Consider the following 25,781-nt stretch of genomic DNA (forward strand, 5'->3'; position numbering starts at 1 on the left):
GCCCGGCCGATCTAGGAAGAAACGGCAGACCGTAGAGTGGCCGACGTGGAGACGAAGATCCCGATGCCCACGCTCCGGCCCTGGATCGCAGACGTGACACTGATGCGTCCCGACAGGCACCTGCCCCTGGTGCACCTGCCCGACGTCACCACCGCACTGGTGTACCGCAGGACTGGTCCGCGGGGCGGTGACCTGCACGTGGTGGGCCCACGCAGCCGCGCGTCCTACCATCCGGGCAAGGAACTGCCGATGTGTATCAGGGCGCGCCTGCGGCCCGGTGCGGCCCGGTCGGTGTTCGGCGCCCCCGCCGGCGAACTACGGGACCGGGCCGTACCGCTCGCCGAACTGTGGGGGGAGCGCGCCGCCCGCCTGGAACAGCGGCTCAACGAACTGACCGGTCTCGACTCGGTTCTTCGGGGAATCGAGGACACCCTGCTCACCTGCGTGCACCGCGATGCGGACCCGCGCGACCTGCTCCTCCGCGAGGCCGTCGCGTCGCTGTCCGCCCCCGGTGAACGGGTCGCCGCACTGGCCCGGCGGCTGTCGGTCAGCGAACGCCACCTGCGCGACCTGTTCACCGGCCAGGTCGGTCTGACACCCAAGCGCTTCGCCCGCATCCAGCGGCTCCGCACCGTGCTGGCCGGGGCGGGCTCCGCACAGTGGGCGGCGCTGGCCGTCGACACCGGTTACTACGACCAGTCCCACCTGACGGCTGATTTCCGCACGCTCATGGGACTCTCGCCCACTGCCTTCCACGCAGGCCGCCTTCCCACCCCGACGCCCTGCCCCACGTGATGTGACCGCGTACCGAACGAGCGCCGGCCGCGTCGCTTCCCGTCGGGGCCCCGGCGCCCCGGACGCTTCCGCCGGCGGGTCTCCGGCGCATCTCCGCGGCGCCTGACCGCGCGTCTCCGGCGCGCAGGACCCTAGCCGAAGAGCTGACGTCCGAGGGGGTCGTCTGCGAGGAAGCGGGCCAGTTCGGTGCGGTCCGGTGCGGTGGCCGGGCCGCTTCGGGTCACCGCGTAGGCGGCGGCCGCGTTGGCCCCGCGCGCGGCGGTCAGCGGGTCGTGCCCCTGCCCGAGCAGGGCGAGGAACGAGCCGACATGCGCGTCTCCGGCGCCGTTGCTGTCCACCGCCACGACGGGGAACCCCGGCACGTGCGTCGGTGCTTGGCCGGGCGCCGCCAGCCAGCAGCCGTCCTTGTCGGCCCGGACGAGCACCCCCGCGCCCGGCGCCAGCCGGTCCCGCAACGCGGTGGCGGCGGCCCGCGGGTCCTCGTGCCCGGACAGCAGCCGGGCCTCGCGGGCGTTGGCGCTGAGCCAGTCCGTGCGGGCCAGGACGGGGGACAGGACGGCCTCGGGGATGTCGGCCACCAGCGGCGCCGGGTCCAGGCAGACGGTGACGTCCGCCGGCAGCCCGGCCGTGAACGCGGACAGCAGCGGGCCGTTTCCCGGCAGGACCAGCCCGTAGCCGGAGAGCTGGAGCAGGTCGCCGGGGCGCAGTCGCGCGGCTACGGCGTCGACGTCCGACTGCGTCAGGGTGGCCTCGACGCCGAAACTGGTGACGAAGGTCCGTTCGCCGCCGCCGTCGATCAGGGCCACGGTGAAGCCGGTGTCGCCGTCCGTACGGGCGGGCAGCAGCGGCACGATGTGTTCGGCCGCGAGCGCCTCCCGGACCAGGTCGCCGTGCGCTCCCGTGCCGTGCAGTCCGGCGAAGACGGCCTCCGTGCCGAGGCGCCGGGCCGCGACGAGGGTGTTGAAGCCGCCGCCCGCGGTCGTCTCGGTGCGGGTGCCGATGACGTCGCCGCCGCGTTCGGGCAGCGCGGGCACCTCGATGACCAGGTCGGCGATGACATTGCCGGCGAGGACGAGTCGGCGGGTCATCGCCGGGCCTCCTGAAGGGCGGGGGAGTCGGTCACGCCGTCGCGGTCCGCGGCGCCGGGACGGCGGCCGAGCAGGGCGTACACCGCGGCGCCGACGGCCATCGAGATGGCCCAGCCGAGCCCGTTCACCCCGAACCAGGTGTCGGCGAGCGGGCCGGCGAACCACACGTCGGTGTCGCTGGTCGACGCCTTGGTGAAGAGCAGGCCGGCGACGATTGCGGCGGCCCAGCCCGCGACGGCGGGGAGCCGGAAGCCGCCCGAGTACCAGTACCGGCTGGTGCGGGTGGTGTCCATCAGTGCCTCGGGATCGTAGGCGCGGCCCCACAGCGAGTCCACCGCGATGACTCCGATCCAGGCCGAGATGGGCACGGCCAGCAGGGTGAGGAAGGTGGAGAACGGCCCGTAGAAGTCGTCGGCGATCAGCATGAAGTAGATGCCGCCGGCGAACATCAGCACCACGTCGAGGGTGACGGCGGCGGCCCGCGGCACCCGCAGCCCGAGGGTGATCATCGTCAGGCCGGCCGAGTAGGTGGAGAGGTGGTTCGACATCAGCAGTCCGCCGAAGGCCGCGACGAGGTAGGGGATCGCCATCCAGGAGGGCAGCATCGCGTTGATCGCCGCGACCGGGTCGGAGGCGGTGGCCAGGGACTTGTCGCCCGCCGAGAGCAGCGAGCCGAGCGAGATCAGCAGGACCAGCGGGATGCCCGCGCCGAACGCCGAGGCGGTGATCAGCCTGCGGCCCGGGATCGCGCGGGGCAGGTAGCGGGCGTAGTCCGCACCGGCGTTGGCCCAGCCGATGCCGGTGCCCGAGGCGATGAACCCGATGCCCGCGACCACTGAGCTGACCGGGCCCGCGGGCGTGTCGAGGACCTTGGTCCAGTCGACGGTGGCGACCAGGAAGCCCATCACGACCAGGTTCAGCAGGCCGAAGACGACCGTGGCCCACTTGTTGATCCACATGATGGTGGCATGCCCGAGGCCGCTGATCAGCAGCGTGCAGCCGATGAAGACCAGCAGGCAGACGACGGTGAGCGCGGTGTTCCGGCCGACGCCGAACGCGGTGTCCAGCAGCGCCAGCAGCGCGTACGCCGCCGTGGTGGTGGAGATCGTCTCCCAGCCGACCCGGCTGAGCCAGCTGATCAGGGTCGGCCCCGCGTTGCCGCGCTGGCCGAAGACCGAACGGGAGAGGGTCAGGGCGGGCGCGCCGCCCTTCTTGCCCGCCAGACTCAGGGCACCCACCAGCGCGAAGGAACCGAAGGCCCCGACGACGGCGACGAGCACCGACTGCCAGATGTCCAGGCCGCGGAAGGCGACGAGCGTGGCGCCCAGGGGCAGGCCCAGGATGCTGATGTTGGCGGCGAACCAGGTCCAGAACATCTGGCCGGCCCGGCCGTGCCGTTCGCTTTCGGGAACCGGCTCGATTCCTCGGGTCTCAACGGCGCCGACGCGATCGTTCGTCTTCGAAGCGGTCATGACGGTACCTCCTTGCGGTGTGCGGGGGAGCGGGCGGGAAGGGAGAGAAGGAGAGAAGAGGGGGGAGGGAGGGGAGGAGGGGTGGTGCGGGCGCGGGCCGGTCAGCGCAGCGCGAGCAGCTCGCCCGTCAGGGCTTCCAGGTCGAGGGAGTTGACCGTACGGAGGGTCCGCACGGCCTCGGCGGGCAGTGCCGCGAGACCGGTGACCGACCCGGAGACGGCACCGGCGATCGCGCCGATGGTGTCGCTGTCGCCGCCGAGGTTGGCGGCGAGCAGGGCGGCCCGCCACGGGTCGCCGTCGGCCACGGAGAGGACCGCGAAGGCGGCGGGCACGGACTCCTGGCTGGCGACGCTGGTGCCGACCAGGGTGACGATCCGGTCGAGGGCATCGGCCTCCGGCAGGCCCCGGACCAGGTCCCAGGCCCAGGCCACACGGGTGGCGATGTCGGCCCCCGCGACCCAGTGCCCGCGCCGGGCACCGGCGCGCGCCGCGCTCACCGCGGCGGCCACGGCCTGCTCCAGCGTGCCACCGCCGACGCCCGTGCTGACGGCGGCGGCGACCGCGGCGGCGCCCGCGATGCCGATGTTCGTGTCGTGCGTGACCTGGCAGGACTCCACGACGTGGTCGAGGAAGGCGTCCAGTGGCTCGGCGGCGCGGGCGATGCCCACCGGGGTGACGCGCATGGCGGCGCCGTTCGTCGTGCCGGTGCGCCCCGCCTCGTGCGCCGGGACACCGCGGGCCACCGCGTCCAGGGCGGCCTTGGTGGAGGGGCCGAGGAGGTCGAAGGAGCCCTTGGCCTTCATCTCCTTCTCCCAGGCGAGCAGCTCGTGGGCGAGTCGCAGCGGGTCGATCCTGCCCCGGCCCTCGGCGATGAGCCGGCCCACGATCACGGCCTGGTCGGTGTCGTCGGTGACGGATCCGGCCGGCATCCCGCCGCTGATCGGGTTGTCGGGGTGGGCGGGGACGAAACCGGTGAGGGTGCCGTAGCACCGCACGACGTCCTGGCGGGACATCGACTGGGTGGGCATGCCGAGGGCGTCGCCCAGGGCGAGCCCGTAGTAGGCGCCGAGGGCGCGGTCGAGCCGGTCGGTCACAGTCGGCCTCCTCGGCCCGATCGGATGTGCAGTTCGAACCTGGCCGGGTCGAGCAGGCTGGTGACGTGCTCGACCACCGAGCCGTCGGCGGCCCGGTACACCTGGCTCAGGCGCAGGAAGGACTCACCCTGCGCGCGGTGCAGCAGGGCGGCCTCGGCCGGGCCCAGCCCGCGCACCGTCACCAGGCCCTCGCCGGACTCGGTGACCCGGCCCGCGGCGACCAGGGTCCGGCTGAGCGAGCCCCCGTCAAGGCCGCGCTCGGGCAGTCCGGCCAGTTCTCCGGTGGCCGGCACCCTGCTGTGCTCCAGGGAGACGCCCTGCCCGTCGGGCAGCCGTCTGACCCGGTCCAGGGCGACGAACGCGCTCGACGCCAGCCCCAGCTCGGCGGCCAGCGCGTCGTCCGTCACCTGCTCGAACCGGACGGTCTGCGTCGACAGCTCGGTGCCCTGCTCCGCCAGCGCCCGGGTCCAGCCCAGGCGGTGGTCCAGCGGTGCCCCGCCGTCGAAGGTGACGAACGAGCCGATCCCGGCGTGCGTGGCGATGAGTCCCTCCTCGCCGAGCACCTGGAGCGCCTGCCGCAGGGTGGTGCGACTGACGCCGAAGCGCTGGGTGAGGGCGTGCTCGCCCGGGAGTCTGCTGCCGTCGGTATGTATTCCGGCGCGGATCTCGTCGGCGAGGACGCGGGCGATGCGATGATGCTTGTGTACCTGTCCAGGCATGTCTAGACAGTAGATGGACAAGCGCGGCGAGGTCCATACCCCGCTGCATCTTTTTTTGCGGGAGCGACGAAGCGAACGCGAGCCGGGGTCGGCCCGCGCCCCCGGGCCGCCCAGGGTACGTCCGTCCGGGCACTGCTGCCTGGAATACTGCGACCGATGACACGGTGATCGCCCACGACCTGCTCCACACCCGCGCGGACCCGAGGGGCATGCGGATCCCGCACGCCGTCCAGTCCTGACGGGTGGTCAGGTGCCTGGGATCTCACCGCCCCCGCCCCGGAAAGGCGACCGGCATGGACTCCACCGGCACAGCACCGACTTCAGCGGCCAGGTCCGAGGCCTGTGAGGTCCTCGTCGCAGCAGGTGTCACCATCTCCTACGACGACCTCGGTTCCCCCGCCGGCGTGCCGGTCCTGTTGGTCCACGGGCACCCGTTCAACCGCGGCATGTGGCGTCCGCAGGTGGATGCGCTCGTGGCCGCCGGGTACCGGGTGATCGTCCCCGACCTGCGCGGGTACGGGGACAGCACGGTCGTATCCGGCACGACACTGCTGTCGGACTTCGCGCAGGACCTCGCCGACGTGCTCGGCCACCTCGCAACGGAGCGGGCCGTGGTGGTCGGCCTGTCCATGGGCGGCCAGATCGCCATGGAGTTCCACCGGAGCCACCCGGAGCGGGTGGCCGCGTTGGTGCTGGCCGACACGTCGCCGGTGGCCGAGACGGAGCAGGGCAGGGAATTGCGCACCGCCCTCGCCGATCGGCTGCTGGCCGAGGGCATGGACGGATACGCGGCCGAGGTGATCGACAAGATGATCGCCCCGCACCACGTGACCGGCCTGCCCGAGGTCGCCGGGCACGTCCTGGGCATGATGCGCGGTACCGACCCGGCCGGGGCCGCGGCGGCCCTGCGCGGACGGGCCGAACGGCCGGACTACCGCCGCACGTTGCGGGACGTGCGGGTACCGACACTCGTGATGGTCGGCGCGGACGACACCTGCACTCCGGTGGAACAGGCCGAGTTCATGCACGGTCTGGTCGACGGCTCGGCTCTCGCCGTCGTCGACGACGCGGCGCACTTGCCGAACCTGGAGCAGCCGGAGCGGTTCAATGCCGCGCTGCTGGCGTTCCTCGACGCCCACCGCACTGCCCTCGCGCTCCCGCACCCCCTGCTGGCCCACCTTCTCGACGCCGCCGAAGGGCGCTTCCCACCCGCCGACGGGGCCGTCACGGTGCTGCCCGCGCTGCCCGGCGGCCTGGAATGTTCGCTCGCCTTCACCGGCCACGCCGTCGTCGCCACCGCGCTGCCGGCCGCACAGGTCCACGCCCACGAGCCCGACGGCTTCGGCGGCTCCCTGTCGCCGGACTTCCTGCGCGCCCTCGCCGGTCCCACGGGTCTCATCACAAGCGTCGACGCCACCCTCGTACACCGCGGCTCGGGCGGGACTCCCCTGCTGCCGCCGCTCACCGGTGCCGAAGACCACCCCAGAGTGCGGTACGCCCGACAACTGCGCACCGACGTGCGGGTGTTCGGCGACGACCGGGGCCTGGTCACGCTCGCGCACGGGCTCGCCGGGCGTACGGAACTCAGCATCGAGCTGCGTGCACCCCTCGAGGGCGGGCGCGGACGCGGCCGGGCGCTGCTCGCCGACGCCCTCACGTTGGTACCGGAGGGTGAGCCCGTCTACGCCGCCGTCGCCCCTGGCAACGCCCGCTCACTGCGCGCCTTCCTCGCCACCGGGTTCACCCCGATCGGCGCCGAGGCCCTCGTCCGGCCCGACCGGAGCCGGTCATGACAGCACCGCGCCCGCGGTCCCCTCGTAGTACCCCGGCCCGGCCGCTCCACCGCCGTCACGTCGCAGGGTCCGCGCAACGGTGAGCGGGCCCGCGGCCCTACCGCGGGCCGCGGCGCACAGCCCGGTCCCGTACGGGTGGGAACCGCTCGGCGCGGTCTCAGGAACGTCTGCGGCGCAGGCTTCGTACGAAGGCAGGCGCCGCCAGCAGGAGCAGGGCTCCTTCGACGGCCAGGCTGACCAGTCCGAGCGTTTCCGTCCAGTTGCCGATGTCGTCGCTGTAGTCGGGCAGTCCCGAACTCCGCGAGAAGACGTAGCCGAGCAGAGGGCCCACGGCGACCCCGGTCGCCAGCAGCCAGCCCGGCCGGACGAGGCGGAGGAGGAGCAGCACGGCTGTGACCACGGCCACGATCTCCAGGACGTGGTAGGCGACGCCCACGTAGTAGGGGTCCCTCGTCGTCGTGACGCCTCCCTGGTCCACGACATGGATGGCGGCCACCGCGAGACACAGCAGGGCCCCCGCCACCCTGGCAGCCCAGGTGGTCTCCGGCGCCGTCGCGGCGTGCTCCGGCATACGAAAGCCCCTTCTCCATTCGGCAGCGCGTGGCCACAGCACCGCGAAATCGTCCGCCCGACAGGTCTCCCGGACAGGCGGCGCGGCACACCATGCCGTTCCCAGCCTCGGCGGACGACTGCTCGGCGTCACCTCCGACGGTGCGGACGAGTGAGAGGGGAAGCGGACGAGTGAGAGGGGAAGACGATGGAGAGGGGAATCAGGGGGCGCGGCACCGCCCCCGCCCCGGCCCCGTCACCGGCCGGCAGGGCCGAGGACCGCTGTCGCGAGCCGGCGTGCGTACGCGGCGTTCAGTCCGTCCGGGCGGAAGAGGATGCGGTACATCAGGGGGGCGACGACGTGGTCGACGACCGTCTCGACCTCGGGTGTCTTCTCCCCGCGTTCGGACGCGCGCGCGAGGATGACGTCGATCTGCTCGGCGGCGTAGGCGGAGCACTGGCCGGCGTTGCCGCCGTCCGGGTCGCCGAGCAGGGCGTCGCGGATGTAGGCGCGGCCGGCGGGGGAGGACATCTCGTCGAGGAACTGCTCGGCCCACGCCGTCAGGTCGGGCGCCAGTGCGCCGTGGTCCCCGGGCGCGGTCTCGGGCCGCAGGCGCTCGACCGCCACGTCCGACAACAGCTCCTGCAGATCCCCCCAGCGGCGGTAGACCGTCGAGGGTGTCACGCCCGCACGCTGGGCGATCAGCGGTACCGTCAGGGCGTCGCGGCCCACCTCCGAGGCGAGTTCGCGCACGGCGGCGTGCACCGATGCCTGGACCCGGGCGCTGCGCCCACCGGGGCGTACCATCTGCCTGCTCATGGAACCCACCTTAAAGCGAAGTCGTTGCGTCTAGTGGCCCATACACCTCCGGGATGCGCGGTGTGCTGTGTCCGCCCGGCCCGCTCCACCGCCCTCGGCCCGCTCCACCGCCCTCGGCCCGCTCCACCGCCCCTGCCGGGGCGGTGCCGCCGGGTCCCGTCACTCGCTCACGCCCGTGCGTTGACGCCACGTGCGTTCACGCCACGTGCGCGAGGTCGCGGGCGGGCCGGCTCTGCTCGTAGGCGTGGCCGACCCGCAGGAGCACGCTCTCTTCGAGTGGTCGCCCGAGCAGCTGCATGCCGATCGGCAGCCCCGCCGTGTCGTGGCCGACCGGTACCGACAGGGACGGTACGCCGGTGATGTTGGCGGGGGACGACAGCCGTACGTAGGCGTCGGAGACACCCTCGACGGTGCCGTCGGCCCAGGTGATCGTCTCCTGACCGGCCTTGACGGCGGTCGCCGGGACCGTGGGCGCGGCGATCAGGTCGACCTCCTCGAACATGCGGGCCCACTCCTGCCGCATGAGGGTGCGGGAACGCTGGGCGCGCAGGTAGTCCCCGGCGCTCATCAGTTCGCCGGCCTCCAGGAGGATGCGGACATCGGCCTGGTAGCGCTCGGGGACCGTGCGCAGGGTGCCCTCGTGGTAGGCGGTGGCCTCGGGCACCATCAGACCCCACTGGGTGGCCTGGATGTAGCGCGTCATGGGGATCTCCACCTCGACGAGGCGCGCGCCGAGGGCCCGAAGCCGATCGATGGCGTGCCGGACGGCACCTTCGGTCTCGGGGTCGACGTGGTCGAAGTAGTAGGTGCGCGGCACGCCGATCCGCAGCCCCGTCAGGTCCGTTCCCGCATCCGGCCGGTAGTCCGTGGCCGGTGCGGTCAGGGAGGCGGGGTCGCGGGGGTCGTACCCGGCCAGCGCGGTCAGGACCAGGGCCGCGTCCTGGGCGGTGCGGGTGATCGGGCCGACGTGGTCCAGTGACCAGGACAGGGACGTGACGCCGTGGCGGGGGAGGAGACCGTAGGTCGGCTTGAGGCCGACCACCCCGTTGAGCGCGGAGGGGACCCTGATGGATCCGCCGGTGTCGGTGCCCAGGGCGAAGGTGGCCATGCCGGCGGCGACGGCGACGGCGGATCCGCCGCTGGAGCCGCCGGCGACCCGGCCCGTGTCCCAGGCGTTGCGGGTCTGCGGGGTGGTCAGGCCGTAGGCGAACTCGTGCGTGTGCGTCTTGCCCAGCAGGACCGCACCGGCCTCTGCCAGGCGTGCGACGACCGCGCTGTCGGCTTGCGCGCGGTGGTCGGCGCGGACCCGGGAGCTCGCCGTCGTGGCCACGCCCGCCACGTCGATCAGATCTTTGACGCCCATGGGGATGCCGTGCAGCGGACCGCGGTACCGGCCGGCCGCGATGTCGGCCTCGGCTTTCCGCGCGGCCCCGCGGGTGCGTTCGGCGGTGACGGTGACGTAGGCCTGGAGGCGCGGCTCCATCCGCGCGATGCGCTCCAGGACGGAGTCCGCCAGCTCGACGGGGGACAGCTGCCGGGCCCGGATCGCGTCGGCGGCCGCGGTCAGGGTCAGTTCATACGGCTGCATCGTGCGTCTCCTCACCCGCCCGGTAGGCGGGGGCGGGCGGGGTGTCGCCGAAGTCCAGCTCGCGCAGGACCGCGACGACGGAGTGGATGTGGTCGGCGGTGGCTGCGATCGCGGCGTGGCGGTCGGCCGGCAGCGGGAGCCCGCCACGGGCGGCCCAGCGGGCCGCTTCGGACGGGGTGAGTTCCAGGGCGGACATGGGCTTCTCTCTTCTCGGGCCTGAGCGGCAGAACGAACGCCCTCAACCTCAAAAGCTAAGGGTTTGCGTTAGTTCACTGTAGGGGCCTACGGTGACTTAACGCAAACTTGTAGCGTTTAGTGGGTGAGGAGTCAGAGGAGCCGGTCCCATGTCCGCCGTCACACCACGAGCACCCGCGCAACGCCTCCACCAGGCCGTCCACCCCCGCACGACCGCGTCGAGGAGCGGCGCCTCCGACCTCACACACCACGGCCTTCCGTAACGAGACCGACCAAGGACACAGCGATCATGAGCACCGCACCGGCCACCGACCCGACCGCCGCCTCCTCCTGGACCGTGGGCGACGTCACCGTCCACCGCATCGACGAGGTCCTCCTGCCGCCCGCCACCGGACCGTGGCTGCTGCCCGACGCCACCGCGGACCTCGTCGCCGCGCAGGACTGGCTGCACCCCCACTACGCCGACGACGAGGGCGTCCTCCGCATCGACAGCCACAGTTTCGCCTTCGCCCTGGGAGGCCTGCGCGTCCTGGTCGACACCGGCATCGGCAACGGCAAGGAACGGGCCAACCCCGCCTGGCACGACCTGGACACCGACTACCTCCGGGACCTCACCGCCGCCGGATTCCCGCCGGACTCGGTCGACCTGGTGATCCTCACCCACCTGCACGCCGACCACGTCGGCTGGAACACGCGGAAGGTGGACGGCGAGTGGGTTCCGACCTTCCCCCACGCCCGTTACCTGACCGCCCGCACCGAGCGCGAGTTCTGGAGCGGGTACGACATGGAGGAGGCACGCGAGAAGATGTTCCGGGACTCCGTGATCCCGGTGGAGGAGGCGGGGCTGCTCGACCTCGTCGACGTCTCCGCCGAGGGCTTCGACGTCGCGCCTGGCCTGCGTCTGCTCCCCACCCCGGGCCACACCCCCGGCCACGTCGCCGTCGAGCTGACCAGCCGGGGCCGGACGGCACTGATCACCGGCGACTGCATCCACCACCCCGTCCAGCTCGCCCACCCCGCCATCGGCGCCTGCGTCGACATCGACCCGCAGCAGTCCGAGGCCTCACGCCGGCAACTGCTCGCCTCGCTCGTCGGCACGGACACGCTGGTCCTGGGCACCCATTTCGCACCGCCCACGGCCGGTCACGTCGTCCTCCACGAGGGCGGCTACCGGCTCTCGCCCGTCCGCACCGACGTGCGCTGAGCGGCGACCGCGGGCCGTGCCGGTGAGCCCCGGGACCGGCCGGCCGCACCCCGGTCGTGACGGTCAGCGGGGGAACCAGCAGCGATGCGACCGGCCAGCACGGCATGGGCGGCTGCGGAGGTGGTCCCGGAGCCGGCGTCCTTCGCTTGCCCGGGGGCGCGGACGACGTCCTCAGTGGCATCGGCCTGCGTGTGGCGCCCGGCGGGCGCATCGCGGTCGTGGGCCCCGGCGCCATCGGCAACCGCTACGGCGAGTGCGCCCGCGCCGCGCCCGTCGTCCGTCAACACACGAATGCGGGAACCGACACGCCCGTGGTCACGCCCGTCGCCGGCCTGCTCGCCTCAGGCATGGTCCGCCTCGGTCGGCTCCTCGGTGGCCGCGGCCCGGGCGCGGCGGCGACCCAGCAAGGTGCTTCCCACGATCACCAGACCGATCGCGACGACCTTGGCGGCCCCGTAGTAGCCGGTCGCCAACTCCTCGGGGGTGCCGGGCAGTCGAAGGGAGACCCACACCGCCGCGAGAGCGCCGAAGACGATCAGGGCGACGGCCCCCCAGGCCCCGAGACCCACCCACCAGGGCCCCGGGCCGTGACCCCGCTCGTCGCTCCGCTCAAGGCCTTTGTCTGCCACTGCGTGTTCTCCGGTTCGTGTGGTGACGGTCGAGCAGGAAGACGCAGCGCCGGTGCGGGTGGTTCACGCGGGACGGTTCCCCGGTCAGTCCTCGATGGAGGCGAGCCAGGCGGTCAGGAGACGGTTGACCTCCTGCGGGCGTTCCTGCTGGATCCAGTGGCCGCAGTCGTCCAGGAGGTGTGACGAGACCAGGCCGGGGAGCGTGGCCGGGTAGGCGTCGATCGCGTCGGCCATCCAGGTCGTGGAGGCGTCCAGCCCACCGCCGATGAACAGGGACGGTTGCTTGATCGGGGCGCCGCTGTGCGGGGCGAGGTCCTCCCAGTCGCGATCCATGTTGCGGTAGCGGTTCAGCGCCCCCGTCATGCCGGTGCGCTCGAACTCCCCGGCGTACACGTCGAGATCGCCCTCGGTGAGCCAGGCGGGGAGAGGTCCGCTCGGGAAGCGGTCGCGCAGCCTGCCTGTGCCCCGGCTCACGAAGTGCGGGTCGGGCTCGGCCGGGGAGGGCATGGTGTCGGCGGACAGGGCGGCGAAGAAGCCCGCGAGCCAGCCCCGGACGTCGGGTTCGATCTCCGCCTCGGCGCGGCCGGGCTCCTGGAAGTAGGACACGTAGAACTCCTCCTCGGGGCCGCCGATCCGGGAGAAGACGTCGGTGGGGCGGGGGCCGCCGGGCGGGGCGTAGGGGACGCTCAGCAGTCCGACCGCGCGGAAGACGTCGGGGTGGAGCAGGGCCGAGGTGGCCGCGATGTTGGATCCCCAGTCGTGGCCGATGACCACCGCCCGGTCCTCGCCCAGGGCGCGCACCAGGGCGACGTTGTCCTCCACCAGGTCGAGCATGCGGTACGCGTGCGTCGCGGCGGGCTTGGCGGAGCGGCCGTAGCCGCGTACGTCGAGGGCGACCGCCCGGTACCCGGCCGCCGCGAGGGCCGGGAGCTGGTGGCGCCAGGAGTACCAGGACTCCGGGAAGCCGTGTACGAGCAGGACCAGCGGCCCGGTGCCCTGCTCGACCAGGTGCAGCCGTCCGGCGGGGGCCTTGAGGGTGCGGTGGCGCAGGCCGGCGGGTGGTGTGGGCTGGGGCATGGGTTTCTCCTCGGGTTCCGGGGTGGCCGCGGGTACGCACCGATGATGCGCTGCGCGGGCCGGCCGATGCGACAAGCCTTGCCGCTGTGGCAAAGTGGCAGGACACGGCCGTAGCGGCGCGGCCCTGAGGACGGCGGTGGGAGGGCCCATGACGGACGACGGCGTAGCCGGCACGCTGGCCGCGATCGCGTCGCGACTGAGGGCTGCGCGTGAGGACCGCGGTGACACGCTTTCCGACGTGAGCCGCGCGACCGGCATCTCCCTGAGCACCTTGTCGCGGGTCGAGACCGGTCGGCGCAGCCCGACCCTGGAGGTGCTGCTGCGGCTGTCGAGGGCGTACGGCCTCTCCCTCGACGCCCTGGCGGGCGACGAACCGGCGGGCACGGCGTCCGCCGAGACGGCCCGAACACGCAAGCGCGCGCCGCACAGTCGCGGTGACGACAAGGCCGTCCTGCCCCTGACCCGCTACGTCGGGGGCCTGCATGCCCACAAGCACGTCCTGCCGCCCGTGGACGGACCGCCACCGCGGCCACGGCAGGTCGTCCACGACGGGTACGAATGGCTGTGCGTGCTGTACGGGCGCCTGTGGCTGGCGCTCGGCGAGCAGGACCTCGTCCTCTCCGCAGGTGAGGTGGCCGAGTTCGACACCCGCACCGCCCACGGCGTGGCGAACGCCGGCCCGGGTGGACCGGTCGAGTACCTGGTCATGTTCGGGCCGCAGGGCGAGCGCCTGCGACCACGCGGTCAGGCGTAGGCCCGGGGCCCGGACAGCGGGACCCCTGCTGCGGCAGGACACTCACGTCTCCTGTCCGACCAGTCCTCTCACCCGTCGCGCACGCATGAGCCCATGTGTGCGCCACCGAGGTCAGTGGTCGAAGGCCAGGAGCTTGGCGATGCCGTTGCGCTGGATCTCGGACGTGCCCGTGAGGATGCGGAACATGCGGATCTTGCGGAAGAGGTACTCGATCTCGTTGCCCTGGGTGAGCCCTTCCTTGCCGTGGATCTGCACGGCCTCGTCGAGGATGCGGAAGGCGGACTCGGCGACGAACAGCTTGCACATGAAGGCTTCCGCGTGCACCTCGCGGCCCGCGTCCAGGGCCGCCAGCGCGGCATACGTCATGGACCGGGCGGCGTAGAACTCCGTGGCCATGTCGGCGACCTTGTGCTGGATGGCCTGGAGCATGAGGAGGGGCCGGCCGCCCGCCACCTTGCGGGTCCGGGTCCGGTCGAGGGTCAGGGTGAGAGCGCGGCGGGTGGCGCCGAGGACCGTGGGGCAGTGCAGGAGGCGGTTGGTGGTGACCCGGCCGAGCGCGATGCGCATGCCCTTTCCCTCCTCGCCGAGGAGGTTGGCGGCGGGGACGTGGCAGTCGTCCAGGACGATGTCGCTCTCGATGTGTTCGCCCGACATGGGGGTCGCCCCCTCCTCGACGCGGCAGCCGGGGCTGTCCAGGTCCACCAGGAACGCGGAGAACCGCGGTTTGTCGTCCTCCCGTTCTCCGGTGCCGGCCATGCGGGCGACGACGATCGCGAAGTCGGCGAAGGGACCGGCCGAGGAGAAGACCTTGTGCCCGGTCAGCCGGTAGCCGTCACCGTCGGCATCGGGTACGGCGACCGTGCGCATGGAGCGGACGTCGGAGCCGGCGTCGGTCTCGGTGAGGGAGAAGCAGCACGCCCGCTCGCCGCGGATCAACGGCAACAGGTACTTGTCCAGCTGGTGCTCGGTGGCGTGCTTGAGGATGTCGCCCGCGCGCAGCGGGCCACCCATGTCACCGAGCACGCTGTGGCCGAGGACCCGGCCGCTGGCGCCGATCTCCTCCTTCAGGGCGGCGAGTTGGGTGTAGGTGAGGTTCTGGCCGCCGTACTCCACGGGCAGGTGGATGCCGTAGAAGCCGAGTTCGCGGCTGCGGCGCCAGACCGGTTCGAGGTCGGCGCGGGTGAGGCGGCTGGAGTGGGTCAGGCCGCGTGCGCTCTCGAAGTCGGCGAGTTCGCCGTCGAGGTAGTCGCGCAGGCGGTCGACGAGTTCGGCGGTGCGCGGGTCGTCGTGGGCGGGGCGGAGGGAGAAGGTCACGGCGGGGGCTCCGAAGGGGATGTGGTCAGTTGACGCGGCGGGCGGCGTGGGCCCAGAAGGGCTCGCGTACGGTCTTGCGGTCGAGCTTGCCGTTGCGGTTGTGGGGCAGTTCGGTCACGAAGTCGACCGAGCGCGGTTTCTTGAAACGGTCCAGCCGGTCGGCGCAGAAGGTGATCAGCTCGTCGGCCGTGACGGTCGTACCGGCGTGGGGGACGACGACGGCCTTGACGGCCTCGCCCCACCGCTCGTCGGGCACGCCGACGACACATGCCTCCTGGACGGCGGGGTGTTCGTACAGGGCGGCCTCGACCTCGGTGCAGTAGATGTTGAAGCCACCCGAGATGATCATGTCCTTCTTGCGGTCGACGAGGAAGAGGTAGCCGTCCTCCCGCATCCATGCCAGGTCGCCGGTGTGCACCCAGCCCTCGCGGAAGGTCTGAGCGGACAGTTCCGGCTCCTGCCAGTACTCCCTCACGCAGTCCGGCCCGCGCACGATCACCTCGCCGACCTCGCGCGGGCCGAGTTCCCGGCCCGACTCGTCGACGACACGTATCTCGGTGTCGTAGGACGCACGGCCGCACGACTGGAGCAGCTCCGGGTCCTCCTGCACGGCGTGGGCGATCTCCTCGCTGCTCAGTCCCGCGACCACGCTGGTGGTCTCGCCCAGCCCGTACCCCTGGGCGATGACCGGGCCGAAGAACTCCACGGCGTCCCGCAGGCGCTGCGGCGAGACGGGCGCGCCGCCGATGCGCACACTCGTCAGCGAGCGCAGGTCGTGGCCGGCGGCACCGGGATGGGCGAGCACCGTGTTCAGCATGGCCGGCACGAGGAAGGTCGCAGTGATGCGTTCCTTCTCGACCGTCTCCAGGAAGCTCTGCGGGCTCCAGCTCGGCAGGACGTAGGTGGTCGAGCCGCCGAACACCCCGGCGAGCAGGCCCATGCCGGTGGCATGGGTGATCGGGCCGCAGGCGAGGTAGCGGGTGCCGGGGCGGGGGCGGGATTCGTCGGCCATCAGCTGCTTGCGCATGTTGGCGAGGCGGTTGCCGGCCGTCTGCACCGCGGCCTTGAGCGCGCCGGTGGACCCGGAGGTGAAGTTCAGGACGCAGGGGTCGTCCTCGTGGACCTCGACGCGGACCGGTGTCCCGTCGCCTTCGGCCAGCAGGTCGCTGTAGGAGACCTCGCCGGGCTGTGCGCCGTCGAGGGGGACGGGCAGGCAGCCGGTACCCGCCGCGGCGATGGCCGCGAGGGCGTCCTCGCGGTGGGCGGCGTCGAAGACCAGGGCGCGTACGGGGGCGTAACGCAGGATGTGCTCGATCTCGCCGGCGCCGAGCCGGGCGTTGATCGGCGCGCGCGTCAACCCGGCCTTGTACAGCGCGAATTCCGCCTCCACCAGCTCGCCGCGGTTCCACGCGAGGGAAGCCACGGCGTCGCCGGGGCGCAGGCCCCGGCCGGCCAGGGCGGAGGCCAGGCGGTCGGCCGCCCGGTCCAGGTCGGTGAAGGTCCAGACGCGGTCCCCGCAGACGAGGGCGGGGGCCTGGGGCCAGTAGCGAGCGCTGCGCGACAGATAGGTGCCGAGGTTCATGAAGGCCTACTCAGTAGAGGGCGTCCGTAGATTTACATGACGATCAGTTCCAGACAGCTTGTTCATTAACGTCTGCCGTGTCAAGAGTCTTCTAGACTGGCTCCGCATGCGTCACGGCGGCCATGCGTGACGATCGAGGAGGAGGGGTGCATGGCGGAGGACAGGCGGACCAGACGCTCACGCCGGGCTCTGGGGGAGGCCCTGGTGGAGCTGGTGCTGGAGCGGGGTTTCACGGCGCTGACCGTGGAGGACGTCACCGAGCGCGCGGATGTGGCACGCGCGACCTTCTACGCGCACTTCCGTGACAAGGAGGACCTGTTCGCGCGCGTGACGGCGGACCTGCTCGCCGAACTGTCCGAACGCCTGGCACCCGCGGTCGCCGACAGTGCGATCGGGTTCACCGGCAAGCCGGTCCTGGAGATGCTGCGGCACGCGCGCGAGCAGCGCGATCTGTACCGGATCGTGCTGCGCGGCGAAGGCGACGGCAGGCCTTTGCAGATGTTCGTGGACGCCTGCGCGCGTGCCACGACCGAGGAGTTCCGCGCCCGCGCCGAACGCAACGCCGTACAACCGCGCATCGACCCCGAGCTGCTGGCCCGGGTATGGGTCGGGGAGCAGATCGCGGTGCTGCGGTGGTGGGTCGAGCAGGACACTCCCTCGCTGCCGGCCGCCGAGGTCGTCCGCATGCTCCTCGACCTGGCCCTGCACGGCCGCTACTGGGCCAGCGGATTCGAGCCGCCGGCCTGAGCGCCGCACTCTGGCAGTCCGTCTGGGCGGCGCCCTCTGGTCACCGGCCTGAGCGGCGCACTCCGGCCGTCGGCCGGAGCGGCGAACTCCGGCCGCCGGTCGGGAGTGGCGAACTCTAGCCGTCGATGGGAGCGGCGCACTGCTGCCCGCGCCCGGCTCGGCCGGCCGGCCTCAGCCGCTGTACGTCCCGCTCGGGGCGGATCGCGGCGAGGGCGGTCAGCCCGCAGACCAGCATCACCGCGGCCGACACCAGGAAGGCGTGGGTGTATCCGGCGGTCTGCGAGGGCGCCGAGTCCAGCAGGTGCCCGGTCAGAGACGGCGCGATCAGTCCGGGCAGAGTGCCCGTCGCGGCGACGAAGCCGAACACCGCTCCCCGCTGTGCGGGCGGCACCACGGCGGCCGTCGTCATGTAGTGCAGCGGGAAGGTGATGGCATGGGCGCCGAACGCCAGCGTGATCAGGGCCAGGAGCACCCCCCTGACGTCGGCGAAGGGCAGGGCCGCCATGGCCAGCGCCGCGACGGTGACGGCGATCCCCTGGGGCGCGCCCCTCGACCAACGGTTCGTCACCCCGCGCCGGTTCAGCGCGTCGACCAGCGGGGACACCGCCAGCAGCAGCACGAAACTGAACGCCGAGACGCCGCTGATGAGTGTGGCCGCCCCGCCCGACGACATGCCGAGCTGCGTGCGCAGGTAGGCGGGCAGCCACGCCTGGCTCAGGGACAGGGCCCAGGAGGCGCCGAAGGCTCCCGCGATGCTCCCCAGCACCGTGCCGTTCAGCAGCAGCCGGCGAAACGGCAGCCGTACCACCGGTCCGGACCCACGCCCGGGCCCGGGCCCGGACCCGGACCCGGACCGATGCACTGACCCGGAGTCGGCCCCGGAGCCGGATGTGGACCCGGACCCGGCACCGTGCACGGACTCGTGGCCGTACGGCCCGTCGTGCCCCGTCCGCCACCACAGCAGACTCCACACCACACTGACCGCGGCGAGCGCGGCGAAGGCGGAACGCCAGCCGAACGCGGTGATCAGCCAGGTCACACCCGGTGCGGCGATCAGTGTGCCCAGCGCGGCGCCACTGATCTGCAAGGCCGACGGCAGACCCCGCCGGTCCTCCGGGAACCACTTGTAGAGCGCGTGCATGGACATGGGCGCGGCCGGCCCCTCGGCGACACCCAGCAGCACCCTCCCCGCCACGAGGGCGGGCACGGACGCCACGAAGAGCACGGGCAGCTGGGCGACCGCCCATACGGCGGCCAGCACGGCCAGGAGCACGCGGCTCGGAACCCGCGCGGAGACGATTCCGCCCATCAGCCCGGAAACACTGAACAGCAGGGCGAAGGAGCTGGAGATCAGGCCGTACGTGCTGTTGCTGATGTGCAGTTCGTCCATGATCGGCACGGCCGCGAGGCCCAGGACGGACTTGTCCGCGTAGTTGACCAGCATGAACCCCACGATCAGCGCGGTGATCAGCCAGGCGCGGCGCCGGTCGGCCGGCGGGTCGGGCGGCGGTGCGGCGGCCTCCGGGCGGGAGGCGGGGCGGGGCTGCGGCTGGACCATCGGGCACTCCTGTGGCTCAGGATATTGAAATCGGAGTATGTTCCCGTACAGGATGTCTGTTATTGATCGCTTGATTTGGCAACCTAAGCGGCTGGACGTCGCGCGGTCAACGCCTCAGGCAGCAGCACCTCGGAAAACCCCGACCGACAGGAGTGACCCGTGACCGAGACAGCCCCCTTGAGTCATCTGCTGTGGAGCCGCGGCTACACGGACCCGGCCTGGATCCGCCGCTTCACCTCACAGGGCCGTGAACTCTCACCCAGCCGACGCGTGTGGCGGGGCCGTGCTCCCGCCCGTCCGCTGCCGCACACCGGTACGGACCCCGACGCCCTCGACCTCGACGCCCTCGATGTCGGCACCACTGACACGGGCCCGCTCAAGCTCGCGGACCTCTTCGCCGCGGCCCGGACGGACGCGTTCCTGGTGCTGCACCGCGGCCAGGTGGTGTACGAGCGCTATCTGCACGACTTCGACGCGTGCACCCCTCATTTCAACGCCTCGGCGGCCAAGTCCTACCTCGGCCTCGTCGCGGCGACACTCGCTCACCAGGGGGTGCTGGACCGTACGGCGGCGGCTTCCGCCTATGTTCCGGAACTGGCCGGGACGGCCTTCGGCGATGCCCGGGTGCAGGACCTGCTGCACATGGGCACCCGGGTCGGTTACGCGGGGCGGCCCTTCGACAAGGCGATCGAGGCCCAGCGGTACCAGGCGGTGATCGCCGCTCAGCTGCGGCCGTTCGGCTACAGCGGCCCCACGACCATCCGTGAGCACCTCATGACGGCCCGCGCCACCGGGGCGCCGGGCGAGGAGTTCCGCTACGAGAACGGCAACGTCGAGGCGCTGGCCGAAGTCCTCCGCCGCGTCACGGAATCGACCACGTCCGCCCTGCTCAGCGACCTCCTCTGGACCAAGATCGGCGCGGAGGAGGACGCGTACTACATCCTGGACCAGGAGGGGGCTGAAGCCGCCTGCGGAGGCTTCAGCGCGACGGCACGCGATGTGGCCCGGCTCGGTGAGATGCTGCGGTGCGGCGGGGCGGTGGGGGACCGGCAGGTGGTTCCGGAGGAAGTGGCGGGCACGATCACCAGCGGCGTGCCCGACGGCTACCCCCGCCGAGTCCGCTTCCCGGCCGCACCCCCCGACTCACCGGCCACGCTCTCCTACCACGACCTGTGGTGGGTCCTGAACGACCCCTACGGTTCCTACATGGCCAGCGGCATCCACGGCCAGCGGCTCTTCGTGTCGCCGGGCCTGGACCTCGTGGTCGTCCACTTCGGCTCGCAGGTCATGTCGCCCGCGGTACCGCCGGCCCCCCTGGTGGGGGCGTTCGTGCGGATCGGTGTCCATCTCAACTCCCTGAGCGTGCGCTGAGAACAGCGGAGTCCGTGACTGCGTGACGGTTCCACCGGGGGTACGGCGCGGCGGCGTGCTCGTGGCTTCGAGGACGGCATCCCCGAAGCATTCGCCGACGATGGGCCACAAAAAGGATTTGGACGTTGTCTCACGTGGCGATTTTCGCGAGCTTCTTGTAGCAGGTCAGGGCGGCGGCCAGGCCGAGGAGGGCAAGGAAGTGCGAGCCCTTTCGTTCGTGTCGGACGGTGAGGCGGCGGTAGCCGAAGAGCCAGGTGATCGACCGCTCGATCTTCCAGCGGTGCCGACCGAGGCGTTCGCCGGACTCGATGCCGGGCCGCGCGATGCGTGCGACGAGCCCGCGCTCGCGCCGCCAGGCCAGGTGTGCGGCGGAGAAGTACGCCTTGTCCGAGCGGAGTTTGACGGGGCGGCGCCGCCGTGGTCCCCGGCGGGACCGGACGGCTGGTATGCCGCGGATGCGCGGCTTGAGGGCGAGGCTGTCGTGGATGTTCGTGCCGGACACGGCGGCGGCGAGCGGGATGCCCTGGGCATCGGACAGCACGTGCAGCTTGCTGCCCTTCTTGCCGCGATCGACCGGGTTCGGCCCGGTCAGCGATCCCCCCTTTCGGCGCGAACGGAGGCCGCGTGACGATCGCCGAGGTCCAGTCCACCTCGCCCCAGGCCCCGAGTTCGTCCAGCACCGCCCGGTGCAGCCGACGCCACAGGCCGGCCTCGGTCCATACCGTGAAGCGGCGATGCGCGGTGGCGGGCGACGTACCGGATGCCGGCGGCAGATGCCGCCAGGCACAGCCGCTGGTGAGCACGTACACCACTGCCGTGAACACGGCCCGCTCGTCACACGGAGCGGTCCCACCACCTTGCGGACGATCAGCGAACGAAGGCAGCAACGGGGCGGTCAGTTCCCAGAGTTCATCAGGAACCGGACGCTTCGACAGATCAGCACCCACGACCGGCATCATGCCGCACGAACATCAAGTCACGTGAGACAACCTCTACGCCTTGATGGGTGCGGCCGACCTGGCGGCCTGCTCGATCTTCGCGCAGTGGGCCGCACGGGCTTCCTCGTCGATCTGCTTCTCGTGTTCGGCGCGCAGCCCGGTCCGGCCGTCGAGGCCCTCGCGCAGGATATCGGCGTGCCCGGCATGCCGGATGGTCTCGCCGAGGACATGGACCATGACGGCGAACAGGTTCGTGTCGGCATGAGGCTCCGGCCACCACGGCACGTGGCCGGGGGCGTCGAGGGGAAGTTCGTTGATCGTCGCGTCCGAGTGTTCCCACGTGCGCCGGTAGAACCCGATGATCTGATCGCGGGTCTCGTCCTCGGTCGCCCACAGATCGCTGCCGTCGGAGTCCTGCCACCGGGGCAGGGGTTCCGGGGAAGGGCGGTCGAAGACCTCGCCGAAGTACCTGGCCTCGACGCCGGCCACGTGTTTGACCAGGCCGAGGAGGTTGGTCCCGGTCGCTGTCAACGGTCGGCGGGTGTCGTATTCGGACAAGCCGTCGAGTTTCCAGAGCAGCGCGTTGCGGTCCCGCCGCAGTCTCCCGTGCAGGTTGTCTTTCGCGAATTCATCGATCATGCGGCGTGAGCCTGCCATGGGCTGCTTGTGGTCTCAAGATCCCGTGATGGTCCGCAACGATCGGCAGAGCTGAGGCCTGACCATGGCCGCCGCCCTGACCTGCTACAAGAAGCTGTAGCTGAGCGCTCCAGTTGGACGCCACGGTCTGCGTCACGGTCACCCATGTCGACGGACTCGTCCTCGCCCGCTCGGTGTTCGAGCACGGCGTCGACTACCGCAGCGCCATGGTCCACGGCACCCCCCGCCTGGTCACGGACCCGGACGAGAAGCTCGCCGGCCTGCGCTGCCTGACCGAGCACGCCACGCCCGGCCAGTGGGACTACGCCCGCCGCCCGAGCCGCAAGGAACTCGCAGCGACCGCTCTGCTCGCCCTCTCCCTGGGCGAGGCGTCCGTCAAGATCCGCACCGGCGCCCCGGACGACGGAGACGGCGAGGACGCCCGGCTCGGCCTGTGGGCGGGCGTTCTGCCGCTGCGCGCCACGTGGGGCGCCCTGGAACCGGACCCGGCGCTGTCCGAGGGCATCGAGGCCCCGGCCCATCTGGCGAAGCGGGTCGGCGCCTCGGCGAACTGAACGCGTCCCGGGCCGGCTTCCGGCGACCACCGCAACGCCGGGTCCTGACCCGGCCGTTGGGTGTGGAGCGCTGCCCGGCCCCGCACGCGATCGCCCCGCCCTAATGCTTGGCTAGCCACATAATCGGTGTTACGTTTACGTGGTCGGCCACATAATGCGGTCGCCGGTCGGGTCCATCGAAGGGGACAGCAGTCATGAGGATGAAGGCCATTGTTTTCGACACGTTCGGCGGCACCGAGGTCCTGCACGAGGCGGCGGCCGAGATCCCCGAGCCCGGCCCCGGCCAGGTCCGCGTCCGCGTCCGCGCGGTCGGCGTCAACCCGGTGGACGGGAAGATCCGCTCCGGGACCATGGAGGCCGTCTTCCCCACCACGCTGCCCGCCGTCCCCGGCGGGGAGATAGCCGGGATCGTCGACGCCGTCGGTGAAGGTGTCGACCGGCTGAAGGCGGGGGACGAGGTGCTGGGCTGGTCCGACACCGGCGCCTACGCCCAGTACGCACTGGCCGGTGCGGCCGTCCTCGCCCCCAAGCCGGCCGGCCTGGACTGGACGCACGCCGCCGCGCTGCCGGTGGCGAGCGACGGCGCCGACCGGGTCCTGGACCTGCTCGACGTCCAGGCAGGTGAAACCCTGCTGATCCACGGCGCGGCCGGCGCACTCGGCACCGTCGCCGTGCAGCTCGCCGTCGCACGCGGTGCCCGCGTCATCGGCACCGCCGGCCCGGCCAACCAGAGTTACGTGACCTCGCTCGGTGCCACCGCACTGGTCTACGGACGGGACCTGGTGGAGCGGGTCCGCGCTGTCGCCCCGGAGGGTGTGGACGCCGTGCTCGACGCCGCGGGCAAGGGTGCGCTGGAGGACTCCATCACCCTGCGCGGCGGCACCGACCGGATCGTCACCACCGCCGACTTCCGGGCCCGTGAACTGGGCGTCGTCTTCGCCGAGGGCCCGCAGCGGCGCTCGGCCGCCCGGCTGGCCGAACTCGCCCGGCAGGCCGCCGACGGCGAGCTGGTGACCACCGTCGGTGCCACCTACCCGCTCGCGGAGGCGGCCAGGGCGCAGCAGGCCGGCGACGCCGGCCACGGCCGCGGAAAGCGCGTCCTGACCGTCGACTGATCCTCCGGCGGGTCGGCTCCGGTCCTGTGCTGTGGCTCCGGTCCTGTGCTGTGGCTTCGGTCCCGTGCTGCGGGGCCGGCCCCGCCCGACCGCATCCGCCCGGCCGGCGCCCCTCACCGTCCCAGCCCGCGCCGTCCGGCCGGCCCCTCGGCCGGCCCGTAGTCGTCCGGTCGGCCCGTAGTCGTCCGGTCGGCCCGTGCCCGTCCGGTCGGCCCATACCCGTCCCGCTTCCCACCCCCGCCTCCCGCCCGTGACCGTCCCGTACCGAAGGAAGCTCCCATGCCCACCACCAGCCTGAACGCCCTGTGGCAGCCGACCCGCGCCGGGGACCTCCGGTTGCCGCACCGGCTCGTCATGGCCCCGATGACGCGCAGCCGCAGCACCCCACAGGGCGTGCCGACCGAACTGAACGCCGAGTACTACGCCCAGCGCGCTTCGAACGCGCTCATCATCAGCGAGGGTGCCCAGCCGTCCGCCGACGGGCAGGGCTACCTGCTGACGCCCGGCGTCCACAGCGCGGAGCAGGTGGCCGGGTGGCGCAAGGTCACCGACGCCGTGCACGCCGCCGGCGGACGCATCGTCGTGCAACTGATGCACGCCGGGCGGATCGCACATCCCGACAACACCCCGCACGGACGGCAGCCGGTGGCGCCGTCCCCGGTGCGCCCGGCGGGCACGATGTTCACCGCGTCCGGACCCCGGGAGATGCCCCGGCCCCGGGCGCTGTCCACCCAGGAGGTCGGCGCGACGATCGAGGACTACCGCCGCGCCGCCGCGGGCGCCGTCGCGGCCGGCGCGGACGGCGTGGAGATCCACGGCGCCAACGGGTACCTCGTCCACCAGTTCCTGTCCACCCACACCAATGAGCGCACCGACCGCTACGGCGGCCCGGTCGCGGGCCGCATCCGCTTCGCCGTCGAGGTCGCCGCGGCCGTCGCGGACGAGATCGGCGCCGGCCGCACCGCCATCCGCCTGTCACCCGGCAACCCGTACAACGACATCCGCGAGGACGACACGCACGTGCTGTACCCGGCACTGGTGCGCGCCCTCGCCCCGCTGGGCCTCGCCTACCTGCACCTACTCCACAGCGGTGACGAGCAACTCCTGCACACCCTCCGGTCGCTGTGGCCGGGAGCGCTCGTGCTGAACCGCGCGGGCGCCGACCTCGCCGCGCGCGCCAGGGACGTCGCCGACGGCCGCGCCGACATCGTCTCCGTGGGGGCGCTGGCCCTGGCCAACCCCGACCTCGTCGAGCGGGTACGCTCCGGAGCGCCCCTGAACACCCCCGACCCGGCCACCTTCTACGGCGGAGGTGAGACCGGATACACGGACTACCCCACCCGCGGCGACGCCTGAGGAGAAACCCGATGACCGACCCCGTTCCCGCGCCCCCCGGCACGGCGCGCGACGGACGCCTCAGCTACGCCGTCTTCCACCTCGCCCGCGCCCACCGCGGCCACGCCGCCGCCATGCTCCGCACGATGAACCTGCACCCGGGACAGGAGCTGCTTCTGATGCAGCTCTTCGACCGCGACGGCCAGACCCAGTCCGAACTGCTGGACAGCGTCGGACTCGACCACTCCACCGTCTCCAAGTCGCTGCGCCGCATGCAGGACGCCGGACTGCTCACCCGGGAACCGGCCGAACACGACCGGCGTGTCATGGTGGTCCACCTCACGGACGCCGGCCGCGCACTGCGCGAGCCCATCGCCGGCATGTGGCGCGCGCTGGAGGAGCTCTCCGTACGTGATCTGACGGCGGATCAGATCGAGTCGTTCACCAGGACCGCGTACGCCATCGAGCAGTCGATCAGGAACTGCGGTCGACAGGCCCCGTCGGACGAGTGACGGCGGCGGGCGGACGGGCGGCCCCCACGGGCAGCCCGCTCGTGAGGTGTGCGCGGGCGTGAGGGGCCGGCCGGGAGGGCCGTTCGACCTCCCCAGGTGCCACGGTCCTTCCCCGGCCGGCCAAGGTCACCTACCCGCGCGTTCCGTTCGTATGTACACGGGATCGCCGTGCTGTCGAACCCTCTCGTGGGCGAGTGCCGCCACGACGGGGGCCGGAAGCGGGAGCCCCGGGGGCGGTGGTCCGCCGCTCGACCGGCAGGTGATCGAGCGGCGCGGCCAAGAACGACCGGCAAGCGCCGGACTGTCCGCCACGGCCGCACG

The 25,781-nt window shown here is 72.3% G+C and carries 24 protein-coding genes and 1 pseudogene; 10 read left to right on the plus strand and 15 right to left on the minus strand.

What is annotated here, in order from left to right; genetic code table 11:
• Positions 1-45: 45 nt before the first annotated feature.
• Positions 46-795: a helix-turn-helix domain-containing protein gene (locus tag ACFC02_RS03850; protein ID WP_376351710.1), complete on the plus strand. Its 750-nt coding sequence runs from the start codon at positions 46-48 to the stop codon at positions 793-795.
• A gap of 131 nt (positions 796-926) precedes the next feature.
• Here ACFC02_RS03850 and ACFC02_RS03855 read toward each other — a convergent pair whose 3' ends face one another.
• From ACFC02_RS03855 to ACFC02_RS03870, 4 genes are all read right to left on the minus strand, one after another.
• A complete protein-coding gene (locus tag ACFC02_RS03855) occupies positions 927-1,883 on the minus strand; it encodes a PfkB family carbohydrate kinase (RefSeq protein ID WP_376351713.1) in 957 nt (318 codons plus the stop codon).
• Positions 1,880-3,355: a purine-cytosine permease family protein gene (locus ACFC02_RS03860; RefSeq protein ID WP_376351716.1), complete on the minus strand. Its 1,476-nt coding sequence runs from the start codon at positions 3,353-3,355 to the stop codon at positions 1,880-1,882. The genes ACFC02_RS03855 and ACFC02_RS03860 overlap by 4 nt, the downstream gene beginning before the upstream one ends.
• Before the next feature lie 101 nt (positions 3,356-3,456).
• Positions 3,457-4,449, minus strand: a complete 993-nt coding sequence (locus tag ACFC02_RS03865) for an ADP-ribosylglycohydrolase family protein (RefSeq protein ID WP_376351718.1) — start codon at positions 4,447-4,449, stop codon at positions 3,457-3,459.
• Complete coding sequence (locus ACFC02_RS03870; RefSeq protein WP_376351721.1) at positions 4,446-5,168, minus strand: GntR family transcriptional regulator; 723 nt, start codon at positions 5,166-5,168, stop codon at positions 4,446-4,448. The genes ACFC02_RS03865 and ACFC02_RS03870 overlap by 4 nt, the downstream gene beginning before the upstream one ends.
• 293 nt (positions 5,169-5,461) lie before the next feature.
• Here ACFC02_RS03870 and ACFC02_RS03875 point away from each other — a divergent pair, with 293 nt between their 5' ends.
• Entirely contained in the window at positions 5,462-6,961 is a 1,500-nt protein-coding gene (locus ACFC02_RS03875) for an alpha/beta fold hydrolase (protein ID WP_376351724.1), read from the plus strand.
• Positions 6,962-7,118: 157 nt separating this feature from the next.
• On the opposite strand, the gene ACFC02_RS03880 is transcribed toward ACFC02_RS03875, so the two are convergent.
• From ACFC02_RS03880 to ACFC02_RS03895, 4 genes are all read right to left on the minus strand, one after another.
• Positions 7,119-7,532, minus strand: a complete 414-nt coding sequence (locus ACFC02_RS03880) for a hypothetical protein (protein WP_376351727.1) — start codon at positions 7,530-7,532, stop codon at positions 7,119-7,121.
• 234 nt (positions 7,533-7,766) lie between these two features.
• Entirely contained in the window at positions 7,767-8,330 is a 564-nt protein-coding gene (locus ACFC02_RS03885) for a TetR/AcrR family transcriptional regulator (protein WP_376351730.1), read from the minus strand.
• A gap of 196 nt (positions 8,331-8,526) precedes the next feature.
• Entirely contained in the window at positions 8,527-9,918 is a 1,392-nt protein-coding gene (locus tag ACFC02_RS03890; RefSeq protein ID WP_376351733.1) for an amidase, read from the minus strand.
• Positions 9,905-10,114, minus strand: a complete 210-nt coding sequence (locus ACFC02_RS03895; RefSeq protein ID WP_376351735.1) for a hypothetical protein — start codon at positions 10,112-10,114, stop codon at positions 9,905-9,907. Before ACFC02_RS03895 ends, ACFC02_RS03890 begins: the two co-directional genes overlap by 14 nt.
• A gap of 288 nt (positions 10,115-10,402) precedes the next feature.
• On the opposite strand from ACFC02_RS03895, the gene ACFC02_RS03900 reads away from it, so the two are divergent.
• Complete coding sequence (locus ACFC02_RS03900) at positions 10,403-11,317, plus strand: MBL fold metallo-hydrolase (RefSeq protein ID WP_376351738.1); 915 nt, start codon at positions 10,403-10,405, stop codon at positions 11,315-11,317.
• A gap of 341 nt (positions 11,318-11,658) precedes the next feature.
• Here the strand turns inward: ACFC02_RS03900 and ACFC02_RS03905 are convergent, their stop codons facing one another.
• Both ACFC02_RS03905 and ACFC02_RS03910 read right to left on the minus strand, forming a co-directional pair.
• The gene (locus tag ACFC02_RS03905) at positions 11,659-11,946 is read right to left on the minus strand and encodes a hypothetical protein (RefSeq protein ID WP_376351741.1); all 288 of its coding nucleotides are present in this window, start codon (positions 11,944-11,946) and stop codon (positions 11,659-11,661) included.
• An 84-nt stretch (positions 11,947-12,030) separates the two neighbouring features.
• Positions 12,031-13,023, minus strand: a complete 993-nt coding sequence (locus ACFC02_RS03910) for an alpha/beta fold hydrolase (RefSeq protein WP_376351743.1) — start codon at positions 13,021-13,023, stop codon at positions 12,031-12,033.
• Between the two features lie 148 nt (positions 13,024-13,171).
• Between ACFC02_RS03910 and ACFC02_RS03915 the strand changes: the two genes are divergently transcribed.
• Positions 13,172-13,777, plus strand: a complete 606-nt coding sequence (locus tag ACFC02_RS03915) for a helix-turn-helix domain-containing protein (protein ID WP_376351746.1) — start codon at positions 13,172-13,174, stop codon at positions 13,775-13,777.
• Positions 13,778-13,888: 111 nt separating this feature from the next.
• Here ACFC02_RS03915 and ACFC02_RS03920 read toward each other — a convergent pair whose 3' ends face one another.
• Both ACFC02_RS03920 and ACFC02_RS03925 read right to left on the minus strand, forming a co-directional pair.
• Positions 13,889-15,091: an acyl-CoA dehydrogenase family protein gene (locus ACFC02_RS03920; RefSeq protein WP_376351749.1), complete on the minus strand. Its 1,203-nt coding sequence runs from the start codon at positions 15,089-15,091 to the stop codon at positions 13,889-13,891.
• A 25-nt stretch (positions 15,092-15,116) separates the two neighbouring features.
• Positions 15,117-16,673: a class I adenylate-forming enzyme family protein gene (locus tag ACFC02_RS03925; RefSeq protein ID WP_376351751.1), complete on the minus strand. Its 1,557-nt coding sequence runs from the start codon at positions 16,671-16,673 to the stop codon at positions 15,117-15,119.
• A gap of 150 nt (positions 16,674-16,823) precedes the next feature.
• Between ACFC02_RS03925 and ACFC02_RS03930 the strand changes: the two genes are divergently transcribed.
• On the plus strand, positions 16,824-17,420 hold the full coding sequence (locus tag ACFC02_RS03930; protein WP_376351754.1) for a TetR/AcrR family transcriptional regulator: 597 nt from the start codon (positions 16,824-16,826) through the stop codon (positions 17,418-17,420).
• A gap of 115 nt (positions 17,421-17,535) precedes the next feature.
• On the opposite strand, the gene ACFC02_RS03935 is transcribed toward ACFC02_RS03930, so the two are convergent.
• Positions 17,536-18,978: an MFS transporter gene (locus ACFC02_RS03935; RefSeq protein WP_376351757.1), complete on the minus strand. Its 1,443-nt coding sequence runs from the start codon at positions 18,976-18,978 to the stop codon at positions 17,536-17,538.
• Positions 18,979-19,137: 159 nt separating this feature from the next.
• Between ACFC02_RS03935 and ACFC02_RS03940 the strand changes: the two genes are divergently transcribed.
• Complete coding sequence (locus ACFC02_RS03940) at positions 19,138-20,349, plus strand: serine hydrolase domain-containing protein (RefSeq protein WP_376351760.1); 1,212 nt, start codon at positions 19,138-19,140, stop codon at positions 20,347-20,349.
• A gap of 130 nt (positions 20,350-20,479) precedes the next feature.
• On the opposite strand, the gene ACFC02_RS03945 is transcribed toward ACFC02_RS03940, so the two are convergent.
• Positions 20,480-21,296 (minus strand): IS5 family transposase gene (locus ACFC02_RS03945; RefSeq protein ID WP_376351803.1). Its coding sequence is split into 2 segments (ribosomal slippage): positions 20,480-20,963 and positions 20,962-21,296, totalling 819 coding nucleotides; the frame shifts between segments, so codons are not numbered across the junction.
• Between the two features lie 45 nt (positions 21,297-21,341).
• Positions 21,342-21,926, minus strand: a complete 585-nt coding sequence (locus ACFC02_RS03950) for a DinB family protein (RefSeq protein WP_376351763.1) — start codon at positions 21,924-21,926, stop codon at positions 21,342-21,344.
• A 137-nt stretch (positions 21,927-22,063) separates the two neighbouring features.
• On the opposite strand from ACFC02_RS03950, the pseudogene ACFC02_RS03955 reads away from it, so the two are divergent.
• The 4 genes and pseudogenes from ACFC02_RS03955 to ACFC02_RS03970 form a co-directional block, all read left to right on the plus strand.
• Positions 22,064-22,498 (plus strand): annotated as a pseudogene (locus ACFC02_RS03955) (pyridoxamine 5'-phosphate oxidase family protein); the annotation flags it as partial.
• A gap of 200 nt (positions 22,499-22,698) precedes the next feature.
• Entirely contained in the window at positions 22,699-23,613 is a 915-nt protein-coding gene (locus ACFC02_RS03960) for an NADP-dependent oxidoreductase (RefSeq protein WP_376351806.1), read from the plus strand.
• Between the two features lie 279 nt (positions 23,614-23,892).
• Entirely contained in the window at positions 23,893-24,969 is a 1,077-nt protein-coding gene (locus tag ACFC02_RS03965; RefSeq protein WP_376351766.1) for an alkene reductase, read from the plus strand.
• A gap of 11 nt (positions 24,970-24,980) precedes the next feature.
• Positions 24,981-25,460 (plus strand): MarR family winged helix-turn-helix transcriptional regulator, encoded by a 480-nt coding sequence (locus ACFC02_RS03970; protein WP_376351769.1) that lies wholly within the window; start codon positions 24,981-24,983, stop codon positions 25,458-25,460.
• Positions 25,461-25,781 lie beyond the last annotated feature (321 nt).

This window comes from Streptomyces sp. NPDC056160 (assembly GCF_042268205.1).
Lineage (GTDB): Bacteria > Actinomycetota > Actinomycetes > Streptomycetales > Streptomycetaceae > Streptomyces.